General features: G+C 42.7%; 16 protein-coding genes. 2 read left to right on the top strand and 14 right to left on the bottom strand.

Features of this window, described 5'->3' with window-relative positions; translation table 11 throughout:
* Positions 1-2: 2 nt before the first annotated feature.
* The 7 genes from ccsA to L7D49_RS15305 form a co-directional block, all read right to left on the bottom strand.
* Positions 3-833 carry a cytochrome c biogenesis protein CcsA gene (gene ccsA / locus L7D49_RS15275; protein WP_238082345.1) on the bottom strand — a complete coding sequence of 277 codons (831 nt, stop codon included), beginning with the start codon at positions 831-833 and terminating at the stop codon, positions 3-5.
* Positions 834-920: 87 nt separating this feature from the next.
* Positions 921-2,273, bottom strand: coding sequence for a glutamyl-tRNA reductase (gene hemA, locus L7D49_RS15280; RefSeq protein WP_238082346.1), 1,353 nt, complete (start codon positions 2,271-2,273; stop codon positions 921-923).
* Between the two features lie 196 nt (positions 2,274-2,469).
* Complete coding sequence (gene yihA, locus L7D49_RS15285; protein ID WP_238082348.1) at positions 2,470-3,051, bottom strand: ribosome biogenesis GTP-binding protein YihA/YsxC; 582 nt, start codon at positions 3,049-3,051, stop codon at positions 2,470-2,472.
* Positions 3,048-5,366 carry an endopeptidase La gene (gene lon, locus L7D49_RS15290; RefSeq protein WP_238082350.1) on the bottom strand — a complete coding sequence of 773 codons (2,319 nt, stop codon included), beginning with the start codon at positions 5,364-5,366 and terminating at the stop codon, positions 3,048-3,050. Before lon ends, yihA begins: the two co-directional genes overlap by 4 nt.
* A gap of 120 nt (positions 5,367-5,486) precedes the next feature.
* A complete protein-coding gene (clpX, locus tag L7D49_RS15295) occupies positions 5,487-6,752 on the bottom strand; it encodes an ATP-dependent protease ATP-binding subunit ClpX (protein WP_238082352.1) in 1,266 nt (421 codons plus the stop codon).
* A gap of 145 nt (positions 6,753-6,897) precedes the next feature.
* Positions 6,898-8,184: a trigger factor gene (tig, locus tag L7D49_RS15300; RefSeq protein ID WP_238082354.1), complete on the bottom strand. Its 1,287-nt coding sequence runs from the start codon at positions 8,182-8,184 to the stop codon at positions 6,898-6,900.
* Positions 8,185-8,310: 126 nt separating this feature from the next.
* Complete coding sequence (locus L7D49_RS15305) at positions 8,311-9,282, bottom strand: tetratricopeptide repeat protein (RefSeq protein WP_238082356.1); 972 nt, start codon at positions 9,280-9,282, stop codon at positions 8,311-8,313.
* 573 nt (positions 9,283-9,855) lie between these two features.
* Between L7D49_RS15305 and L7D49_RS15310 the strand changes: the two genes are divergently transcribed.
* On the top strand, positions 9,856-10,680 hold the full coding sequence (locus L7D49_RS15310) for a DUF2935 domain-containing protein (protein WP_418895886.1): 825 nt from the start codon (positions 9,856-9,858) through the stop codon (positions 10,678-10,680).
* A 384-nt stretch (positions 10,681-11,064) separates the two neighbouring features.
* Here the strand turns inward: L7D49_RS15310 and L7D49_RS15315 are convergent, their stop codons facing one another.
* The 6 genes from L7D49_RS15315 to L7D49_RS15340 all read right to left on the bottom strand — a co-directional run bounded on the left by L7D49_RS15315 (position 11,065) and on the right by L7D49_RS15340 (position 16,427).
* Positions 11,065-11,265, bottom strand: a complete 201-nt coding sequence (locus L7D49_RS15315) for a DNA-directed RNA polymerase subunit alpha C-terminal domain-containing protein (RefSeq protein WP_238082358.1) — start codon at positions 11,263-11,265, stop codon at positions 11,065-11,067.
* A gap of 100 nt (positions 11,266-11,365) precedes the next feature.
* Positions 11,366-13,483, bottom strand: a complete 2,118-nt coding sequence (locus L7D49_RS15320; RefSeq protein ID WP_238082804.1) for a transglycosylase domain-containing protein — start codon at positions 13,481-13,483, stop codon at positions 11,366-11,368.
* Between the two features lie 240 nt (positions 13,484-13,723).
* Positions 13,724-14,137 (bottom strand): DUF3221 domain-containing protein, encoded by a 414-nt coding sequence (locus tag L7D49_RS15325; protein ID WP_238082360.1) that lies wholly within the window; start codon positions 14,135-14,137, stop codon positions 13,724-13,726.
* A 158-nt stretch (positions 14,138-14,295) separates the two neighbouring features.
* Complete coding sequence (locus L7D49_RS15330; protein ID WP_238082362.1) at positions 14,296-14,895, bottom strand: hypothetical protein; 600 nt, start codon at positions 14,893-14,895, stop codon at positions 14,296-14,298.
* A gap of 462 nt (positions 14,896-15,357) precedes the next feature.
* Positions 15,358-15,885 carry a P-loop nucleotide/nucleoside kinase family protein gene (locus L7D49_RS15335; protein ID WP_238082364.1) on the bottom strand — a complete coding sequence of 176 codons (528 nt, stop codon included), beginning with the start codon at positions 15,883-15,885 and terminating at the stop codon, positions 15,358-15,360.
* A gap of 80 nt (positions 15,886-15,965) precedes the next feature.
* Positions 15,966-16,427, bottom strand: a complete 462-nt coding sequence (locus L7D49_RS15340) for a GNAT family N-acetyltransferase (protein ID WP_238082366.1) — start codon at positions 16,425-16,427, stop codon at positions 15,966-15,968.
* A gap of 259 nt (positions 16,428-16,686) precedes the next feature.
* Between L7D49_RS15340 and L7D49_RS15345 the strand changes: the two genes are divergently transcribed.
* On the top strand, positions 16,687-17,316 hold the full coding sequence (locus L7D49_RS15345) for a hypothetical protein (protein WP_238082368.1): 630 nt from the start codon (positions 16,687-16,689) through the stop codon (positions 17,314-17,316).
* Between the two features lie 151 nt (positions 17,317-17,467).
* On the opposite strand, the gene L7D49_RS15350 is transcribed toward L7D49_RS15345, so the two are convergent.
* Entirely contained in the window at positions 17,468-18,412 is a 945-nt protein-coding gene (locus L7D49_RS15350) for a hypothetical protein (RefSeq protein WP_238082370.1), read from the bottom strand.
* Positions 18,413-18,414: the final 2 nt, after the last annotated feature.

Raw genomic sequence — 18,414 nt, forward strand, 5'->3', positions numbered from 1 at the left:
AGCTAAATCCAAAAATGAAATTGTGATAGTTTACTGCCTAAGAAAAAATTGATGATGACGAAAAGAAAAGCGAAGACGTTCGCCCAAGCAAAATCGTTCGCTGTCAGTTTTCCACTCTTTTGCAAAAATAATACCAAACTATAAAGCAAAATGAGAAAGAATGAGCCGATGATCTTGATATCCAAGAATGTCCAATGATCAAGCGCCACAGTTGCCCATTGCATGCCTAAAATTAAACTGATCAGCAACAAAGGAATCCCCGTAAAAATGGCCGCTTTCATACCAATTGCCGATTGATGCAAAGATGGAAACCTGGCAAATTGCTTCGTCCATTTCTTCTTTTTCAAAACCTTATAAACTAGCAAATATAAAATGGCAAATACGAGGGATATGGCAAACGCTGCATACGAAAGAATTGCGAATGTCACATGGATAAAAAGCAATTCAGAAATGAGCGATTCACCAATCGGAGACTGCTCGATCTGAAATGGCGCAAACGTATAAATGGTCATAAAGATGAACCCGATGACATTCAGGAAAAACACCGCAAATCCAACTTTGTAAACGATATGCAGAATGACGGACAGCGTGATGAGCAGCCACGAGAAAAAATAGATCCCTTCAAACAGGGAAAGGATCGGGAACCGTTTCGTTTCAATCATATGGAAAATCAAATAACCGGTTTGCAATACATATACAAGCGAAAGTATCCAAAACGCACTGCGGTGAGCGACCGTATCTTTATTCAAATAATCAATGAAATAAAATACGAGGCTCACCGCGTACAGGATGACTACCACTTCATGGAACCTGGCCATGGTCATTTCAGCCATGATGCAATCTCTGCCTTTCAAACGGTGAAAGAGCGGACGGAATCGGAAGCCCCTTTTTAAGCCAAAGGGTGCATCCGACTCTTCCGATCAATATGACAATTCCGGAGCGCTGCCGATTTTCACCGGTTGAACGCTGTCTTTCAGTTCCGGCTTTCCGGCTGGGATTGCAGATTCCTTCTCGGCAATGCCGAAAATTTGTTGGAATAGGGCCAGCTTTTCCATCGCATCCGGATCGGTCGCCAACTCTTTCGCCTGTAGGATCGGTTCTTTTAATAATTGATTGACAATGGATTTTGTATGTTTGTTCAGGAGTTTCTTCTCCCGGTCAGTCAAATTCGGCATTTTATTTTCGATGCTTGTCATCGCATCTGCTTGAATTTGGAGCGCTTTATTCCGCAATGTCGAAATGATTGGCACCACGCCAAGTGTCGCCACCCATTCTTTAAACATGACGATTTCCTGCTCAATCATGATGCCGATTTCATCAGCAGCACGCTTACGCTCGGCCAGGTTCGCTTCCACGATACCCTGCATATCATCAATGTCATATAAGAAGACGCTTGGAAGTTCGCCAATGCGAGGATCCAAGTCACGCGGTACTGCGATGTCGACCATGAATAAAGGTTTCCCCTTGCGAAGCTTCTCCACCATTTGCATAAGTTCCAAGTCGATGACAAAATCCGTAGCACCTGTCGAGCTGATCAAAATATCAGCTTCGAGCAAAGTGCATTGCAGCTCCTGCATCGATTTGGCACTTCCGCCGAATTGTGCAGCAAGGTTTTCTGCCTTGGACAACGTCCGGTTGACGACAGTCACTTGGCCTACACCATTACCATACAAGTTTTTAATGGCGAGCTCACCCATTTTGCCTGCGCCCAGGATGACGATATGCTTATCGTTCAACGTACCGAAAATCTTTTTGCCCAGTTCTACGGCAGCATAAGAAACGGAAACCGCATTTTCACCAATTGCCGTTTCCGAATGTGCCCGCTTCGCAAGCGTAATCGCCTGCTTGAACAATTCATTGAAGATCGTACCGGTCGTGCCGATTTCCTGAGCCAATAAAAAGCTGGAGCGGACTTGGCCTAAAATTTGTGTCTCTCCGAGCACCATTGAATCGATGCCTGCCGCCACACGCATCAAATGTTCATACGCTCCGTCATTTTCGAAAATGAGCAAGTGTGGTGACAACTCATCCATGGAGAGACCGAACCAATCCGCAAGGAACCGTTTAACGTAATAACGCCCTGTATGCAGCTGATCCGCTACAGCGTAAATTTCCGTCCGGTTGCAAGTCGAAATGATAATATTCTCCAAAATGCTTTTTTCTTGCTGCAATTGTCGCATCGCCTCAGGCAGCTCTGCTTCAACGAAAGAAACCTTCTCCCGTATTTCAACAGGCGCCGTACGGTGATTGACACCAACTACGATTGTATGCATTGGGTCCTTCACACCTCTCACGTTCTTATTCAACGGTATTTATTATAACATATTTAAGTTGCAATGGCGGTTTGAATTGTGAACAACCTATGAAATCAAACGGTTCATAAGCTGTTTTTATAATGATTATTATATAATAAACAAGTCCGGAACAGTTTTCCCGTCCGGACTTTTCCATCGTTGGAAAAATTAATTACTACATTCTACTCTCGATTTCCCTCCACGCTTCTTCCATGCCAATTCCTTTTTCGGAGGAGAAGACGATGAGCGGGTCTTCCGGGCGAAGGTTCAACGAATCTTTGATGACTTTTTTATGCTTCATCCATTTGCCCTTTGGAATTTTATCGGCCTTCGTTGCGATGATGATAGCCGGCAGGTTATAATGCACGATAAAATCATACATGAGCCGGTCATCTTCTGAAGGAGCATGGCGCAAATCAACAATCTGGATAACAGCACGCAATTGTTCGCGCCCTGTCAAATATCGTTCGATCATTTTTCCCCATGCTTCCCGTTCAGTTTTGGATACCTTCGCATAGCCATACCCTGGCACGTCGACAAAAAATAGTTGTTCCTCGATTTTATAGAAGTTCAACGTTTGGGTCTTGCCCGGTTTGGAAGATGTTCGGGCTAAGCTTTTTCTTCCAATCATTTTATTAATAAATGACGATTTGCCGACATTTGAACGGCCAGCTAATGCAAATTCCGGATAACCATTATCCGGATATTGTTCTGGTTTAACAGCACTCATTATCATTTCCACGTTATTGACTTTCATTGCAATTTTGCCTCCAATGCGATTTCGAGTACTTCTTCCGCATCCGAAACGAGCTTGAACGTCAATTCTTTTCGCACACTTTCAGGAATATCTTCTATATCGCGTTCATTATCCATCGGTAAAATGATGGTTGTCAATCCAGCGCGATGGGCACCTAATGTCTTCTCTTTCACTCCGCCAATCGGCAACACACGGCCACGCAGTGTGATTTCACCCGTCATCCCGACTTCCCGCCGGACAGGACGCTTCGTCAAGGCAGATACTAAAGCGGTAGCAATAGCAATACCCGCTGAAGGTCCATCCTTCGGCACAGCACCTTCCGGAACGTGGATATGGATATCTTTCGTTTCGTGGAATGCCTCGACAATGTTGAATTCCTCGGCTTTTGACCGGACATAGGACATCGCGGTCTGAGCTGATTCCTTCATGACATCGCCCAATTTACCTGTCAGTAGTAACCTACCTTTTCCAGGTGACAATGAAACCTCGATTTGCAGCGTATCTCCACCGACTGTCGTATAGGCAAGACCTGTCGCAACACCGACTTGATTGACTTCCTCTGCTTTACCGTGCTTAAATTTTTTCTTTCCTAACAATAATTCGACTGTCTTCGGATTAACGGTAATACTCTTCCGTTCTCCTGTGACGATCATCTTAGCCGCCTTCCGGCAAACCCGGGCAATCTCCCTCTCCAAATTCCGGACGCCGGCTTCCCTTGTATAATGACGGACAATGTCCATAATTGCTTCATCAGAAAAACGCACCTGAGATTTAGTCAGGCCATGTTCTTTCAGCTGCTTTGGAATCAAATGATTTTTAGCAATCGACCGTTTCTCAAGCTCGGTATAGCCGGCAATTGAGATAATCTCCATCCGGTCGCGCAATGGTCCCGGAATTGAGCTAAGATCATTGGATGTAGCGATGAATAAGACATTTGATAGGTCATACGGCTCTTCAATGTAATGATCGCTGAATGTACTGTTCTGTTCAGGGTCCAACACTTCCAGCATTGCAGACGAAGGATCTCCTCGGAAATCATTCGACATTTTATCGATTTCATCCAAAAGGAAAACCGGATTGATCGTTCCCGCTTTTTTCATCCCTTGAATGATGCGGCCCGGCATTGCTCCGACATACGTACGGCGATGTCCCCTGATTTCAGATTCATCGCGGACTCCGCCAAGTGAAATGCGGACGAACTTCCTGCCGAGTGATTCCGCGATCGAACGCGCCAAGGAAGTCTTCCCGACACCCGGAGGTCCATCAAGACAAAGGATCGGTCCGCGAAGTGAGTTCGTCATTTGGCGGACAGCCAAATATTCCAAAATACGTTCCTTCACTTTTTCCAAGCCTTCATGATCTCGATTCAAAATTTCCTCTGACCGGTTAATGTCAAGCTGGTCTTTTGATGCGTTTGACCAAGGCAATGTCACAAGCCATTCGATATAGTTTCGAATTACACCGCTTTCCGCAGCTGCGGAAGGGAGCTTTTCATAGCGATCGAGTTCACGCAATGCTGCTTCTTTTGCACCTTCCGGCATGGCTGCTCCGTCAATTCGCTCCTTCAGTTCTGCGATTTCAAGCCCTTTTCCATCCTTATCGCCCAATTCCGTTTGGATGGCCTTCATCTGCTCACGCAAATAAAATTCCTTTTGCGTTCGTTCCATCGCTTCCCTGACCCGCTCGTTGATCTTTTTCTCCAAGTTCATAACTTCCTGCTCATTATGCAGCTTGCTGATCATCCACTCAAGCCGTTCTTTCACGTCCAGCATTTCAAGAACTTCCTGCTTCGCAGTTATATTGATCGGCATATGGGAAGCGAGCGTATCAGCCAAACGCCCCGGTTCTTCAATCTGTTCAAACGTCGCAAGGGTTTCTTTTGATACACGTTTAGATATTTTGGCAAATTTCTTAAAATAGGAAAGAAGCGTCCGCATTAGCGCTTCACTCTCTGCATCTTTCACTTGCACGTCTGGAATACTTTCCACGTCCACTACAGGATATAGATCTGCTTCCCGATAGTTCGACCATGCTGCCCGTTCCATTCCTTCAATCAACACACGATGCGTACCATTCGGCAATTGGGTCAATGATTTTACAGTGGCCAATGTGCCAATTTGATAAATATCTTCTGCCTCTGGATTTTCCATTGTAATATCGCGTTGCGTCACAAGGAAAATAAGATTATCTTGGGCAATGGCATGTTCGATCGCAAAAACGGAGCGCTCTCTCCCGACGTCAATATGTAAAATCATCGACGGGTATACCAGCATCCCGCGAAGTGGCAATAAAGGTATGTTCGTTTTCAATGGCATACGGAAGTCACCTCCATAAGTTATGTATGTCCAACTTCAATCAATCCTATAAGGTGGAAAAAGCCGACAACCGACGAGCGAGTGAATCGCATCTTCGGAGTCAGCTATTTCCTCCATGCATCAAGCTGTCTTCTCTTGATCCAAATCCAGTTGGGATCCGTCCGCACGGTATAAAAGTGGGTTGGATTTACCAAGAACCGCGTCTTTTGTAATAACGCACTCCGTCACTTCCTCAAGGGACGGCAGCTCATACATGATATCCAACATGATATTTTCTATGATGGAACGCAATCCACGAGCACCCGTTTTACGCTCAATCGCTTCTTTCGCAATTTCAATTAATGCGTCGTCTTCAAAACGGAGCTGCACTCCATCCATTTCGACCATTTTTTGATATTGCTTCACGATAGCGTTCTTCGGAACAGTTAAAATTTGATACAACGTATCTTCATTCAACGGCTCAAGTGTCGCGATGACCGGAAGACGTCCGATGAATTCCGGAATGAGGCCAAATTTCTGAAGGTCTTCAGGAATTAACTGAGAAAGCACTGTGCCTTCCTTCTTCTCTTCTTTCTCCTCATTGGAACCGAATCCGATTACTTTTCGTCCCGTCCGGCGTTTAATAATTTCCTCAATTCCATCAAACGCACCACCTACGATAAATAAAATGTTGGTTGTGTCAATTTGAAGGAATTCTTGATGTGGATGTTTCCGGCCGCCTTGTGGTGGAACGCTGGCAACCGTACCTTCCAGAATTTTAAGCAATGCTTGCTGCACGCCTTCTCCCGAAACATCACGGGTGATTGATGCATTTTCCGCTTTTCTTGCCACTTTGTCGATTTCATCGATATAAATGATCCCTTTTTCCGCACGCTCAATATCAAAATCGGCTGCTTGGATCAGTTTAAGAAGGATGTTCTCGACATCTTCCCCAACATATCCCGCTTCCGTCAATGAAGTCGCGTCCGCAATAGCAAAAGGCACATTCAAAATACGAGCCAAAGTTTGGGCAAGCAACGTCTTCCCGCTACCCGTTGGTCCGATCAAGACAATATTCGATTTGGAAATTTCCACATCGTCGATCTTGCTGTTGGAGTTCACGCGTTTATAATGGTTATAAACGGCAACTGCCAATGATTTTTTGGCACGATCCTGGCCAATGATATATTCATCAAGGATGCTTTGGATTTCACGTGGCTTCGGAACATCTTTCAGCTCGAAGTCTTCGTCCAGACCCACTTCCTCTTCAACGATTTCCGCGCATAATTCTACACATTCATCACAAATATAAACACCCTGGCCAGCTACAAGCTTCCGTACCTGATCCTGTGTTTTCCCACAAAATGAACAGCTTAAATTATCTTTTTCATCATTAAATTTGAACATCATGCTCACCCCTATCAAGTGACAATCTTACAAGATTCCCCCGTATTTATCAACTAATTAGAATTACGCGCCGGAACTGTTTGATCCTATGAAAAACAAGGTACGGACTTCCGTACCTTGTTATATTCAGCTAAACATTCGGTTATTATTCAGTGATGTTAGCGTTGTCGACAAGAAGCTCAACTGTTTTATTGAAACGAAGGTCGTTTTCAAGAACGTCAGTGCCGCCAAGTGTCTTTTTAATTTGATCGATTTCCATGCCGAATTGCTCGGACATTTTTTGAAGCTCTGCATTAATTTCTTCTTCTGTCACTTCAACGTTTTCCGCTTTCGCGATCGCTTCAAGTGTCAAAGAAACACGTACGCGGCTTAATGCGTCGTCCTTCATTTGAGAACGTAGAGCAGCTTCGTCTTGACCAGAGAACTGATAGTATAGGTCAAGGTTCATGCCTTGCATTTGTAAACGACGGCCAAAGTCTTCCATCATGCGATCGATTTCGGACTCGATCATCACTTCAGGAATATCGACTTCCGTGTTATTTGCTGCCGCTTCAACTAGCTCATCACGAAGAGCTGTTTCAGCTGCGCCTTTTTTCTCTTCAGCAGTCTTTTCTTTCAATTTCGTACGCAATTCATCAAGAGAAGATACCTCTTCGTCGATTTCTTTTGCAAGTTCATCGTCCAAAGCAGGGACTTCTTTTGTTTTGATTTCGTTTACTTTCACTTTGAATACTGCAGGTTGGCCAGCCAATTCAGCTGCATGGTATTCTTCAGGGAATGTCAATTCAACGTCTTTTTCTTCGCCGACTTTCATGCCGACCATTTGCTCTTCAAAGCCAGGGATGAAAGATCCAGAACCGATTTCTAGATCATACCCTTCCGCTTTTCCGCCTTCAAACGGCTCTCCGCCAGTGAAGCCTTCGAAGTCAAGGTTGACTGTGTCACCGTTTTCGATAGCGCCTTCTTCTTTTACGACCATTTCAGCGAAAGCTTGCTGGCGGTCTTTCAATTGAGCTTCGATTTCTTCATCTGTTACTTCAGTCTCTTGGCGTTTCACTTCAAGACCTTTGTAGTCGCCAAGTTTCACTTCTGGTTTCAATTGAACGTGAGCTTTGTAGACAAGCGTCTCGCCTTTGCCGATTTTCTCAACTTCGATTTCCGGTTGTGCAATCGGTTCTACATCCGCTTCATCAAGTGCGTTAGAATATGTTTCAGGCAGGACGAAGTCGAGTGCATCATTATATAGAGACTCTACTCCGTACATTTTTTCAAACATTTTACGTGGCATTTTTCCTTTACGGAAACCAGGCGCTTGAACTTTTGTCACGACTTTAGCAAATGCTTTATCAAGAGCCGCATCAAATTGTTCTGCAGAAACTTCAACGGTTAACGTACCTTTATTTCCTTCTTGCTTTTCCCATTTAACTGACATTACAACTACCTCCGAATCATTATGAACAATATATTTCATCACGTATATACGTCATTTACAACCATTACAGTATATCATAGTCTTCCTATCTTTCAACAGATTTAATATCAAGTGCCTTCCCTATGTTCATCGATCAAAATCAGTGTCGATATACTGAATGAAATCAACCAGTTCATCCTCGGGCAGCTGTTGTCCTGACATCAGGCTTTCTATGTATAGTGCATACGCTTCCATCACTTCGTCTGCTGTATAATTTCCCCAGCTGAACGGATACGTGACAATCCCATATTTACGTATGATGGACTTAAGCATTTCCAGTTTGGATGGATCTTTCTCATATGCCCTCTCCGCAAGCATCAAGACTTCACTAGTCAACTTATCTTCATTCGGCAAAGGCAGCAGATTCGGGTGAATCGTCATTTCCATACCGAACTTTCGAATCTCAACCGCTTTTCCATACTCTGCCTGTTTCAATAAAATCAACGCAAACGTTTTTACAATCGGTGATAATTCCTCCGAGCCGATAATCTTACTTAACACGGGAAGCATTGCGTCCAGCTCACCATTTTCAAGCGAAGCAAGCATCGCCTGCTGCATATCTGTCCCAATCTCCATAAATTCTTCAAACGAGAAACGTACAGCAGGAGCATGTCCTTCACTTTGGCTGTACCGATCTGACAGGCGCTCATTCAGTTCACGCAAATAATTGAATTTCTTCAGCATCCGTTCCGGGATGATCTGTTCTTCAAACAGCGTATCGATCGTCTCCCTCACTTCATCATAATGCTGCAATTGGATACTGATAGCCAAATACAATTCCATTGCCGCAATATAATCGGCCGTTCCACTGTAGAGGAGGCGGGAAGCATACTCCTTGGCACGAGAGAAGTCTTTCGTCTCATAGAGCGCGATTGCATATGGGCCAAGAAACTCCGAACTATCGGGATTGTAATTAATTGCTTGGTCAAAAGCTTCCACCGCTTTTTCAAATTGTTCCTGATCAACTGCCAGTCTCCCGGCTTCCACAAGCTTTTCATAAGCCCCCGGGAAAACAATAACGTTGTCCTTTTTTAGAAGCCTTCCATACTTTCGACGCAATCGCTCACCTTCTTTCTCTTCATTCACTATACCATATAGTATTTTCCAATTAAAATTGTATTATAACCAAACAAGACAGATCATTTTTTTCGGAATATTAAATTTCCTTTAATTTCCAATACAAGAAAAGTCTTTTTCATGTTACACTTATGTCACAAATTAAGACAAACTGCCCACGCGGGAGTGGAGAAGGTTGGTATCTAAATGTCCCATTTAAGACTTGTTGTCAACAATGAAAAAAGCAGTGCAAAGTCCGTCTACAAGCCAATTTACTTTCCAAAAGATCGACCGCTTCTTATGAGAGCGGAACTGCTTGAACGGATTACCGAATACATAGAACCTCAATATTTAGATCTTTATATTAACGCAGCCATGGAATGTTTCGCAGATGTGCTGGAATTAGAGAGTAAATGCAACACCTCTAACCGATAAGACAATCATATGAGCACCCTTTGAAGCGTGCCACATTTACAATACACCTACCCTGTAAAAACATTTTTACAGGGTAGGTGTATTGCACCCGCTTTATACCCAGCTCAAATTCAGTTATTTATTATATATGCAATGCATAGAATGAGCCGATTGAATTTTGAAGGAGTGAGGGATATAACGTCTTTCGTTATGCAATCGATAGAGGAGATTCGCTTTTGGTCAAGAATTATGAAAGAGCATGCTTTCTTCTTAAGCTTAGGTTTTACAGCAGACCAGACAAAGCTTATTCAAGAGGCACGGCAGTATATTGTAATTTTTGAGCAAATCGAAGAACAGGCTGGCAATTATAATGCACAAACAAGTCCAGAAGTAATTCGTCAATTTAACAACCAAGTTTACCAAGCAGCCGCATCGATTTGGGCATTTAAACGAAAAGTGCTAGGCTTGATTCTGAGCTGCAAAATCATATCAAATAATATGCCTCTACTAGTAGATCACATTAGCCGTGAGGCAGCTTACTTCGCAAAACGCCTCAAGGAATTAAATGAAGGAAAATTAAAACCCTTGCCCGAAGCTATCATTAAAGAAAATGTCTTCTTTTTGCGCATAATGGCGGACCATTCCAAGTTTATCGGCCATTTGTTAGATCCATCTGAACGCAAACTTGTCGAACAAGCGAGAGATTTCAGCCATGACTTTGATCAATTGTTATTTCAAGCACAAGACCTGGATAGTATGCGCCCGCAATCAGAGACCGTTCCTCTACTTGAACAATTCCTTGATCAAAACAGAGTGTCAGTGGTATCGCTTCGAGAATTCAAAAAGACTGCAAGGGAACTAATTGAGGCTTGCAAAATTAAAAGTACCATCCATCCGCTTCTTGCAGATCATGTATACAGGGAGGCCAATCACTTCCTTCATATTATCGACGCATTTGATGAACACCTAGTTTCTTTACAGACTTAAGTAAACTCCTATAAGTCCCCATTAAATATAGTATTGAGAAATTCTTCTTGGGATAATTGATCGCATTTACGATATTGAATCGCTGTATTCTGAAAATTATCGGAGCATTTGGTGTATAATTACTTTCACAAAACAGACTTGCTAATAGTACAATGGGGAACCCTTCAAATGAGCGACGTAAAAAGGAAAATTGCTTTATTTACTGGGGGTAAGCCGTCTTCGAGGTATCGGGGGTGGCTCTTTGTAACGAATTAGCCGAGGCAGGATATTCAGGAGATGAGCACCAACATTGATCATCTCCTGCAACCTGCTGCGCCCATTTATCTAACAGTAGACGGATGAGCAAAATGAATGTTTGACCATGAACTCGACATACAAGCTCTTTTATTCACTTTTAAAAGAGCTTCCTTTTTCCTTCAGGGCACTTTTAATTATCTCTATACTTTTCGGTCCCATACCATGCAGAGCGGCTAATTCTGTTTCGGTTACACCTACTAACTGGTTTATGTCTGTGTAACCTGCTCCCTCTAGTGCTCTTAGTGCAGGTTTTGATAATCCTTTTGGGAAATCATTAAAATGAGTCATAATTCATCTCCTTTTATAATCGTTTCCATTAAGAGCCAAAGAACGCCTTGAAACAGCCAGAAGTTATTATCCTTACATTTCAATCCGTGTTTTTAGTCATTCACCGATCATTTCCTCCCCGATTATGCCTATCTTTCCCTTTCTCTTTTTCTCGTTTCTTCTTTTCTTTCTCTTGTTTCTTCTCTCTCTTCTCCCTTTGCTTATCCCTCTTTTTCTGTTCCTTCTCCTTTTTCTTTTCCCACTTCTTATTCTCTCTTTTTTGCTTTTGCTCTTTCTCCTTCAACTTCCCTTTTTGTTTCTCCAGCTCTTTTTTATTTTTCGCGATTAACGGCAAATCAAATTTCTTTGTATGCAATTCACTGGTCGACTTGGATAAGACTTGTCCGAAAATCGACGGCACTGTGAAACTGCTCGTCGATGTTAAATAGTGCTCGGCATCCGTTTGATCATAACCTAACCAAACCGCACCTACGATGTCCGGTGTATAGCCAACGAACCAATGATCCTTTGAACCATCCACGCCCGTGAACGGCAGCTGGGTAGTGCCCGTCTTTCCCGCTACATCCACTTCTGAAATCTGCGCTTTCTTGCCCGTGCCATTTTCCACAGCACCTTGCAGCATATAGGTCATTTGCTGGGCAACTGCCGCATCAGTCACGTCTGTTTTCTGCTCTTGCCACTTTCCAAGGACTTTTCCTTCTGAGTCTTTAATTTCTACAATCGCATGGGCTTCCATCATGACTCCATCATTCGCAAACGTTGAAAACGCCTGCGCCATACGCAAAGGCGACGTCCCCTTGTGCAAGCCCCCTAAAGCGAGGCCGAGATTCTGATCATCCTTTTCCAGTGGAATGCCGAATCGCTCTACGCTGCTCACACCTTTTTCAATCCCAATTTGGTGCAAGAGCCAGACGGGAGGGATATTATACGAATGAACGACGGCATCATACATCGTCACCCGCCCTCTATATTGCTTATCAAAGTTTTTCGGAGAATACCCATTGATATTGATTGGCTCGTCGACGAGCAAATCCGATAGTTCATAGCCCTGCTCCAGCGCGGCCGTGTAGACCGCAAGGGGCTTCAATGACGATCCCGGCTGTCTAATGAGCTGGGTTGCATGGTTAAAGCGGCCATACGTATATTCCCCTCTGCCTCCAATCAATCCTAGAATCCCGCCCGTTTTCGGATCCAAGAAAACGGAAGCACTCTGCATGAGCTGATCCGGCTTGCTTTCAGGAAAATAACGATCATCCTGATAAACCGCTTCAAGCGCGTCTTGGATGACAGGATTTAATGTCGTAGTAATATGTAGTCCGCCAGATAACACTTCATTTTTCGTCAGATGATACTTGTTAACCGCCTCGTCAACAATACGGTCTATATAATAAGGATACTTCCCTGTGTAATCCAACGTGTCTGAATCTGCTAACACAATCTTTTGCCCAATTGTTTCTTCATATTCGGCTTGGCTAATGTACTTTTCATCTTTCATTAACGATAAAACAAGATTGCGCCGTTCCACCGACTTCTCCATATTTTTGTGAGGAGACAATTGAGAGGGCGCTTTTATTAATCCCGCTAACGTAGCACATTCGCTCAAAGTTAATTCACTTACATCTTTTCCGAAATACACTTGCGCGGCACGTTGAACACCCCATGCTCCCTCTCCAAAGTAAATTTGGTTCAGATAGCGCTCCATAATTTCATCTTTTGAATACGTTCGCTCAATCTTTTTCGTCAGAATCATTTCTTTAAATTTACGAGAATATGTCCGCTCGCTTGATAAAAATGCATTTTTCGTGAGCTGTTGCGTAATCGTGCTCCCTCCAGCCACAACTTTCCCCTTTAACAGGTTTTGAGTAAAGGCCCGCGCAATCCCAACATAATTAATGCCGCTATGTTTGTAAAATCGTTGATCCTCAACAGAAATGACAGCTTCAACGAGCTCTTTTGGAATTTGGTCCAGAGAAACTCCTTCAATAGTAGAATTCGATAATTTACTAACGATTTCTCCGTTCTGATCATAAATAAAAGTAGGCCTCGGCTCGGGTTCGTCTAGTTTACTAACATCACTACTAGAAATTAATAAATTCAAAATGACCAGTCCACAAATGACCAGTACAAGCATTCCGATAAGCGCGATGCGGAATGGCTTCTTCAGCCTAGACCATTTCTTCCCTGCTCGTAATCGTTTCTGTTGTTCCTTATGTTCCATTCTTTTCAAATGAATTCCACCTTCTTCATCGCCAATTAACTTTCAAAGTTTAACATGCCGGTAAGAAGAAACCCAACTGAAAGACAACAGGGTAATTTTAGCAACACCGGCCGATAACAGAGTCGCTTTTTCACATACAAAAAAGCACCTCCCTGTTCTATTGCCGGAGACGCTAAGAAATATGCATGGTTTGCTTGCTGTCTTACGATTTTTAGATTTTACTATTTTTCCGTGCGCCAATTACTCCTTATGATCGAGTATCTCGATATAGTAAGCCTCCGTTTTAGGAGGATTCGATTCTCTAACATAATCACAATACACACGTACTTTTTGGTTTAGCTTCAGCTGTCTAAAATTTATCGCATTCTTGTAATTCTTATTTTTTGAGACTTTTATTTGATTTGCACCATGACCTTGAAAAGGGCCGAACACGATTTCCTTAAAACCACCGGGTTCTTCTGACAACCAGATGGAATGAAGATGCTTAGAAACTACATAACCTTCCATCACCATATGGTGTTCTGGAAGTTCCCCCAAATCAATGGCTACTTGTTTTTGAAAAGTAATTTTGTTCATGAGGAAAAAGGTTGCCAGAACTAATGAACAAGCTAAGAACCATTGTTGCTTTGTCTGGAAAGGAGTTATCTTAGCCAATGTATACACCCCATTACAGATTTCATATGCCTCCTATATTATAAAGGGGAAAAATTAAGAGTTAAGTTATAGTACACCTAGAGTAGTAAAAATCTTCTTCAACTGCACCCGTTAGGACAATCAACTATATTCCTTCTTATCTTTACTTATCACCTTTCTTATTCGGCGATCAGCTTTTCAATTCGTTCTTTGTCAAGTGATAATGGAGTTGCTAGAAAAACCATAAAACCTCCTATCATATACATGAAAACACTAAGCCCCAGGTTAGGATGTGCCGGCGTAAAGCGCAGCACCGTCATGATGACAATTCCTACGATAGTCATGGCTGCCATTGCTTTCGGCCACTTGACGAGTTGGTTCGTTTTACGGGGATTCACAAATACCGAAGCAATCTTTTCTTTCCATAGATGGCCCAGTAGGAATAAAAATAATGTACCGATCAGGAATGGCCAAAAAGCTACCGAGCCAAATACCGACCTGACAAAAGGCATCATTGCGAAAATAGAAAGTCCGATAAGCATCCAATACATCTGAAGGGAATTGTAACGCCTTGGTTCGTGCTTACTATAACGCCTCCACAATAAGAGGAGGCGGAACATGATGAAAGCCTCCACAGTCAGGTTGATCGGCAGCCAAAAAAGGAAATGCCCTTCTGGTTCGGCGCTAGCGACTAGTAGTAACAATAGGTGCAGAAAAAATGTAAAGACAATAAGATTATCTGCCTTCACGGGCTTGTTAATTTCCTCTTGTATATTCATCAAGTCCCCTCCCTTTTTTTGACAAACGTCATTGCGTCGTTCTATGTTTCATGGTCAGCATACATTAGCGGTTTACTATATAATTGCTAATACGTTTCAAAGCCAAAAGAGTTCCAAATATTCTACAGTTAAAAATAGCTTTACTCCTTATTGAAGTAAAGCACTGGCTAGTTTTTGTATAGTTCTTTATCAATTAACTACTTTTTAATAAAGGCGAGTCAGTAGTTATATTGATTACTACGTCTGGAGTACTATTCAAAACACAACTTCGCCAGAAGGCTTCTTGGTTTAGACCGCAATTAGCTACGTCCAAGAAGGACTTCTATTATCGTACGGTAAACATTGATTTAATAGCATTCTCGCTTGACGATGTGTATTCTTACATTTACCAAACGCTTCTCATTCCTGAATCACTTGCACCGCTTCTTCCTATTGCAACTGCAGCTTTGTGTTGTGGAAGGACTAATTTTCAATTACAATTTCTCCCTCACCTATTGGTGCTTCGAATCCAGCAAGGTAGGAAGTCAACGTTTCTTCTGTAATAGGAAAGGCATTTGCATCAAAACGTTTGTTTCGTATACTAAGTCGTTCACGCAAATTATCAGGATGAACATGTAAATAAATTAGCGCCCATTTACCACCAGACTTTTCGATAAGTTGCTTATATTGGTTCCTTCTTACACGATTCCAGAAACTAAAGTCAATTACCACCTGTCGCTTTTCATGAATTAACTTTACTAATTGATGTTGCAATTTCCTTTCTGCCTCTTTCTTGTATTCCTCAATCTTTTCGATCGGGAAATCAATCCCATACCGGCCATTAGTAGCCCATATTTCTTCATCAATAGAGAGACGTACGAAACCTTCTTTTTCTAATAGTTGTGAGAATGTAGTTTTACCAGATCCAGCTACACCACACATCATTACTACTAACGGAGTGATCTCATCTCGTTCACGATAAATTACGTCAAAATTAAATTTTTCGAACATTCCACTATAACCCCTTTTCTAGGAGACCTAAAGACATTCCAATTATAGATTTAGATGTAGAAGAATCTAATGATATTACTTTAGAGTCTAATTTTCATTCCCTCGTGGGAAGCAATAAATCCTAATTGTTCATAGAATCGAATTGCATCAGGCCGCTTTTTGTCCGTCGTCAACTGGACTAAGTGACAGCCCCTATCTTTTGCTCGATCTATGGCAAAACGGATCATCTGACTTCCAACCCCCTTTCCCCTAACCGATGCAGATGTACGGAGTCCCTCAATCGTTGCCCGCCATCCTCCTTGATAGGTAATGTAGGGAGTGAACGTTATTTGTAAAACGCCAACGAGTTCTTCATCTAACGAAGCAACAAGTAATTCGTTATTTGGATCCAATTCAATCGCTCTAAAAGCTTCAAAGTAGCTTTCAGGCAACGGATTTTCGTATCGCTCTCTTTTGCTTCCAAGATCATCATCAGCTAGCATACTGACAATACGATCAAGATCTTCTTCGATAGCTATCCTAAAGGTTAAGTTAGTTTTCATCTTGTGCCACTCCTTTTTGTTATCCTCTTCCACTCAAGATTCAAAAAGAAAAATGCTCCTCCATCTTTTATAAGGAAGGGGCTTAGTCAAATTAATTAATACCTCCTCAGTACAAAAGGATTTACTATAATTATAAGACATTTGATTAGCAGCATGTCAGCTTTTCCAGACCCGTAATGCCTGCTTGAAAAATATAATTAGCAGATGGTGTGTAAACACAGACCTCCTTTCCAACTTTGAATAAGTTATGAGAAAGGAGGTGAAAAAATTGACTGAAAATAAAACAAATAATAAGGAAATAGAAGAATTCTATCAAGCGGTAGATGACTTAAATGAAGCAGCCAGTGATTTCTTCCGGATCCCCGTATTTTTTAGCCATCAAAACCTATTTACACTGGGACCAGCCCAACCTCCATTATCACAAGAGCAACGGTTTATTATTCGTATGTTCAACGAAATCAAAAAGGTCCTTCTTTTCCCGAGAACACTCCCCAATACAGAGCAATATCCTGACACGACCGTAGAAAATGTGCGTCGAATCGTTAACTCCAGCTACGGAACCATTGCCGCCCTATTAAAACCAACACGGCGGACGGCTCAATTAGAGACCTATTCTCCATTCATGCAAATCGAACCTTCAATGTCTTATCAACGTGGACTACCCTTGCTTCTCGTAAAACAAAGCACGATTAAAGCCGGAGGCATTTGGGGTGATGCAGGGCCACTCGCACCTTACACGCCACTCATCTGGTTTTCCGAAACAACAACTGTAGAAGAATTCTTTGAAAGTGTTGCGTGGAAAGAAGCATTACAAAACTGGGCGGGACAAGTTAGAAGCGGCTATTTTATTCAGACCAATCCTGAATTTAAATATACTTGTGATGAATAATTAATTCTAATGAACGTATTGAAGAGATTCCATAAACATTAATGAAGGCCACTTGACGCCAAGTGGTCTTTTCCTCGCTTTTTTTATCTTAGAAGCCGTGGATTTACGTTTCAGGCAGACGCTTTCCGCGGGCACGGCTTCAATCTCCTCGTCACTTCGCTCCTGCGGGGCTTTCTGCTCGCGCTATTCCCGCTGGAGTCGCTATCTTCCACTCCAAGTTCTTCATCTGCAGGGTGAGATGTTGTAATGCCGGATGGGAAGCAGCTATGTCCATCAACTTCGTTAATTTTCTATTGCACCATGGGCATGTTGAATGGCTCGTCCCAAGAAAACGAGCATGAAATTCTCCGGGTAATTCATCATACGATTGGTCTGCTTGCCTAATTGCATAGCACAATGGATTCACAAGGTCGCGCCTATCCCCATTTTGAGTAAGCTCCCAGCCACCATCCAAAGCATAATTTTCAGTGGGTACATATAATTGCCCCGCCCATTTTGGAGGCTGCATTTGCCAAATCCGAAACTGTTCTTCGATTACAGAATCACCGATCCAGCCGAGTATCAGGAGCAGATGGTTTCGATTCTCCTCATCCCAGCTCACTCGTTCTAAAAGCTGATTTCGAATGTTTTCAGGTGCGTCTTTAAAAAGAATCGGATTACGAAACATGCCACGCTGAATTAGCTCTGGTAAAGCAACGGATACATTCTCATCCCGGTAGCACACCAATGATAATAAAATTTCTTCTGCAACACTTTCATTGGCAAAAGCGAGGTTTTCCATTGCACAGTTCAACATTCGCTCCGCATCTTGGTCTGATAACGATAAATACATATGCTCCAGGCTTACCGGATAAGAAACATATTTGATAAGTGGGTCATGCTTTCTAGGCGTATGCATCACCTTGAGAATGTCGACAAGATCTGTTAATCCATCATATAGATTTACCGTTTTGCGGTGCTGCTCGATATAAGCTTGCCGCTTTTTTCGTTCCTGTGCCTGATGGCAGGGCATACAGATGCCACCTGTTTTGACTGCTGTGCTCGGCAAAACAGTTGCACTGCATTCTTCCATCTTGCATGGTATTCGTTCCGCCATTC

The sequence above is a fragment of the Sporosarcina cyprini genome (assembly GCF_022048975.1).
In the GTDB taxonomy this organism is placed as follows: Bacteria; Bacillota; Bacilli; order Bacillales_A; family Planococcaceae; genus Sporosarcina; species Sporosarcina cyprini.

Excerpts from the sequence above, each read along its gene's own strand:
- L7D49_RS15330 (WP_238082362.1), bottom strand. The coding sequence starts at position 14,895 with ATGAATATACAAGAGGAAATTAACAAGCCCGTGAAGGCAGATAATCTT.
- L7D49_RS15350 (WP_238082370.1), bottom strand. The coding sequence starts at position 18,412 with ATGGCGGAACGAATACCATGCAAGATGGAAGAATGCAGTGCAACTGTT.
- lon (WP_238082350.1), bottom strand. The coding sequence starts at position 5,366 with ATGCCATTGAAAACGAACATACCTTTATTGCCACTTCGCGGGATGCTG.
- L7D49_RS15340 (WP_238082366.1), bottom strand. The coding sequence starts at position 16,427 with ATGAAAACTAACTTAACCTTTAGGATAGCTATCGAAGAAGATCTTGAT.
- hemA (WP_238082346.1), bottom strand. The coding sequence starts at position 2,273 with ATGCATACAATCGTAGTTGGTGTCAATCACCGTACGGCGCCTGTTGAA.
- ccsA (WP_238082345.1), bottom strand. The coding sequence starts at position 833 with ATGGCTGAAATGACCATGGCCAGGTTCCATGAAGTGGTAGTCATCCTG.
- L7D49_RS15320 (WP_238082804.1), bottom strand. The coding sequence starts at position 13,483 with ATGGAACATAAGGAACAACAGAAACGATTACGAGCAGGGAAGAAATGG.
- yihA (WP_238082348.1), bottom strand. The coding sequence starts at position 3,051 with ATGAAAGTCAATAACGTGGAAATGATAATGAGTGCTGTTAAACCAGAA.
- L7D49_RS15335 (WP_238082364.1), bottom strand. The coding sequence starts at position 15,885 with ATGTTCGAAAAATTTAATTTTGACGTAATTTATCGTGAACGAGATGAG.
- clpX (WP_238082352.1), bottom strand. The coding sequence starts at position 6,752 with ATGTTCAAATTTAATGATGAAAAAGATAATTTAAGCTGTTCATTTTGT.
- tig (WP_238082354.1), bottom strand. The coding sequence starts at position 8,184 with ATGTCAGTTAAATGGGAAAAGCAAGAAGGAAATAAAGGTACGTTAACC.
- L7D49_RS15310 (WP_418895886.1), top strand. The coding sequence starts at position 9,856 with ATGAGCCGATTGAATTTTGAAGGAGTGAGGGATATAACGTCTTTCGTT.
- L7D49_RS15315 (WP_238082358.1), bottom strand. The coding sequence starts at position 11,265 with ATGACTCATTTTAATGATTTCCCAAAAGGATTATCAAAACCTGCACTA.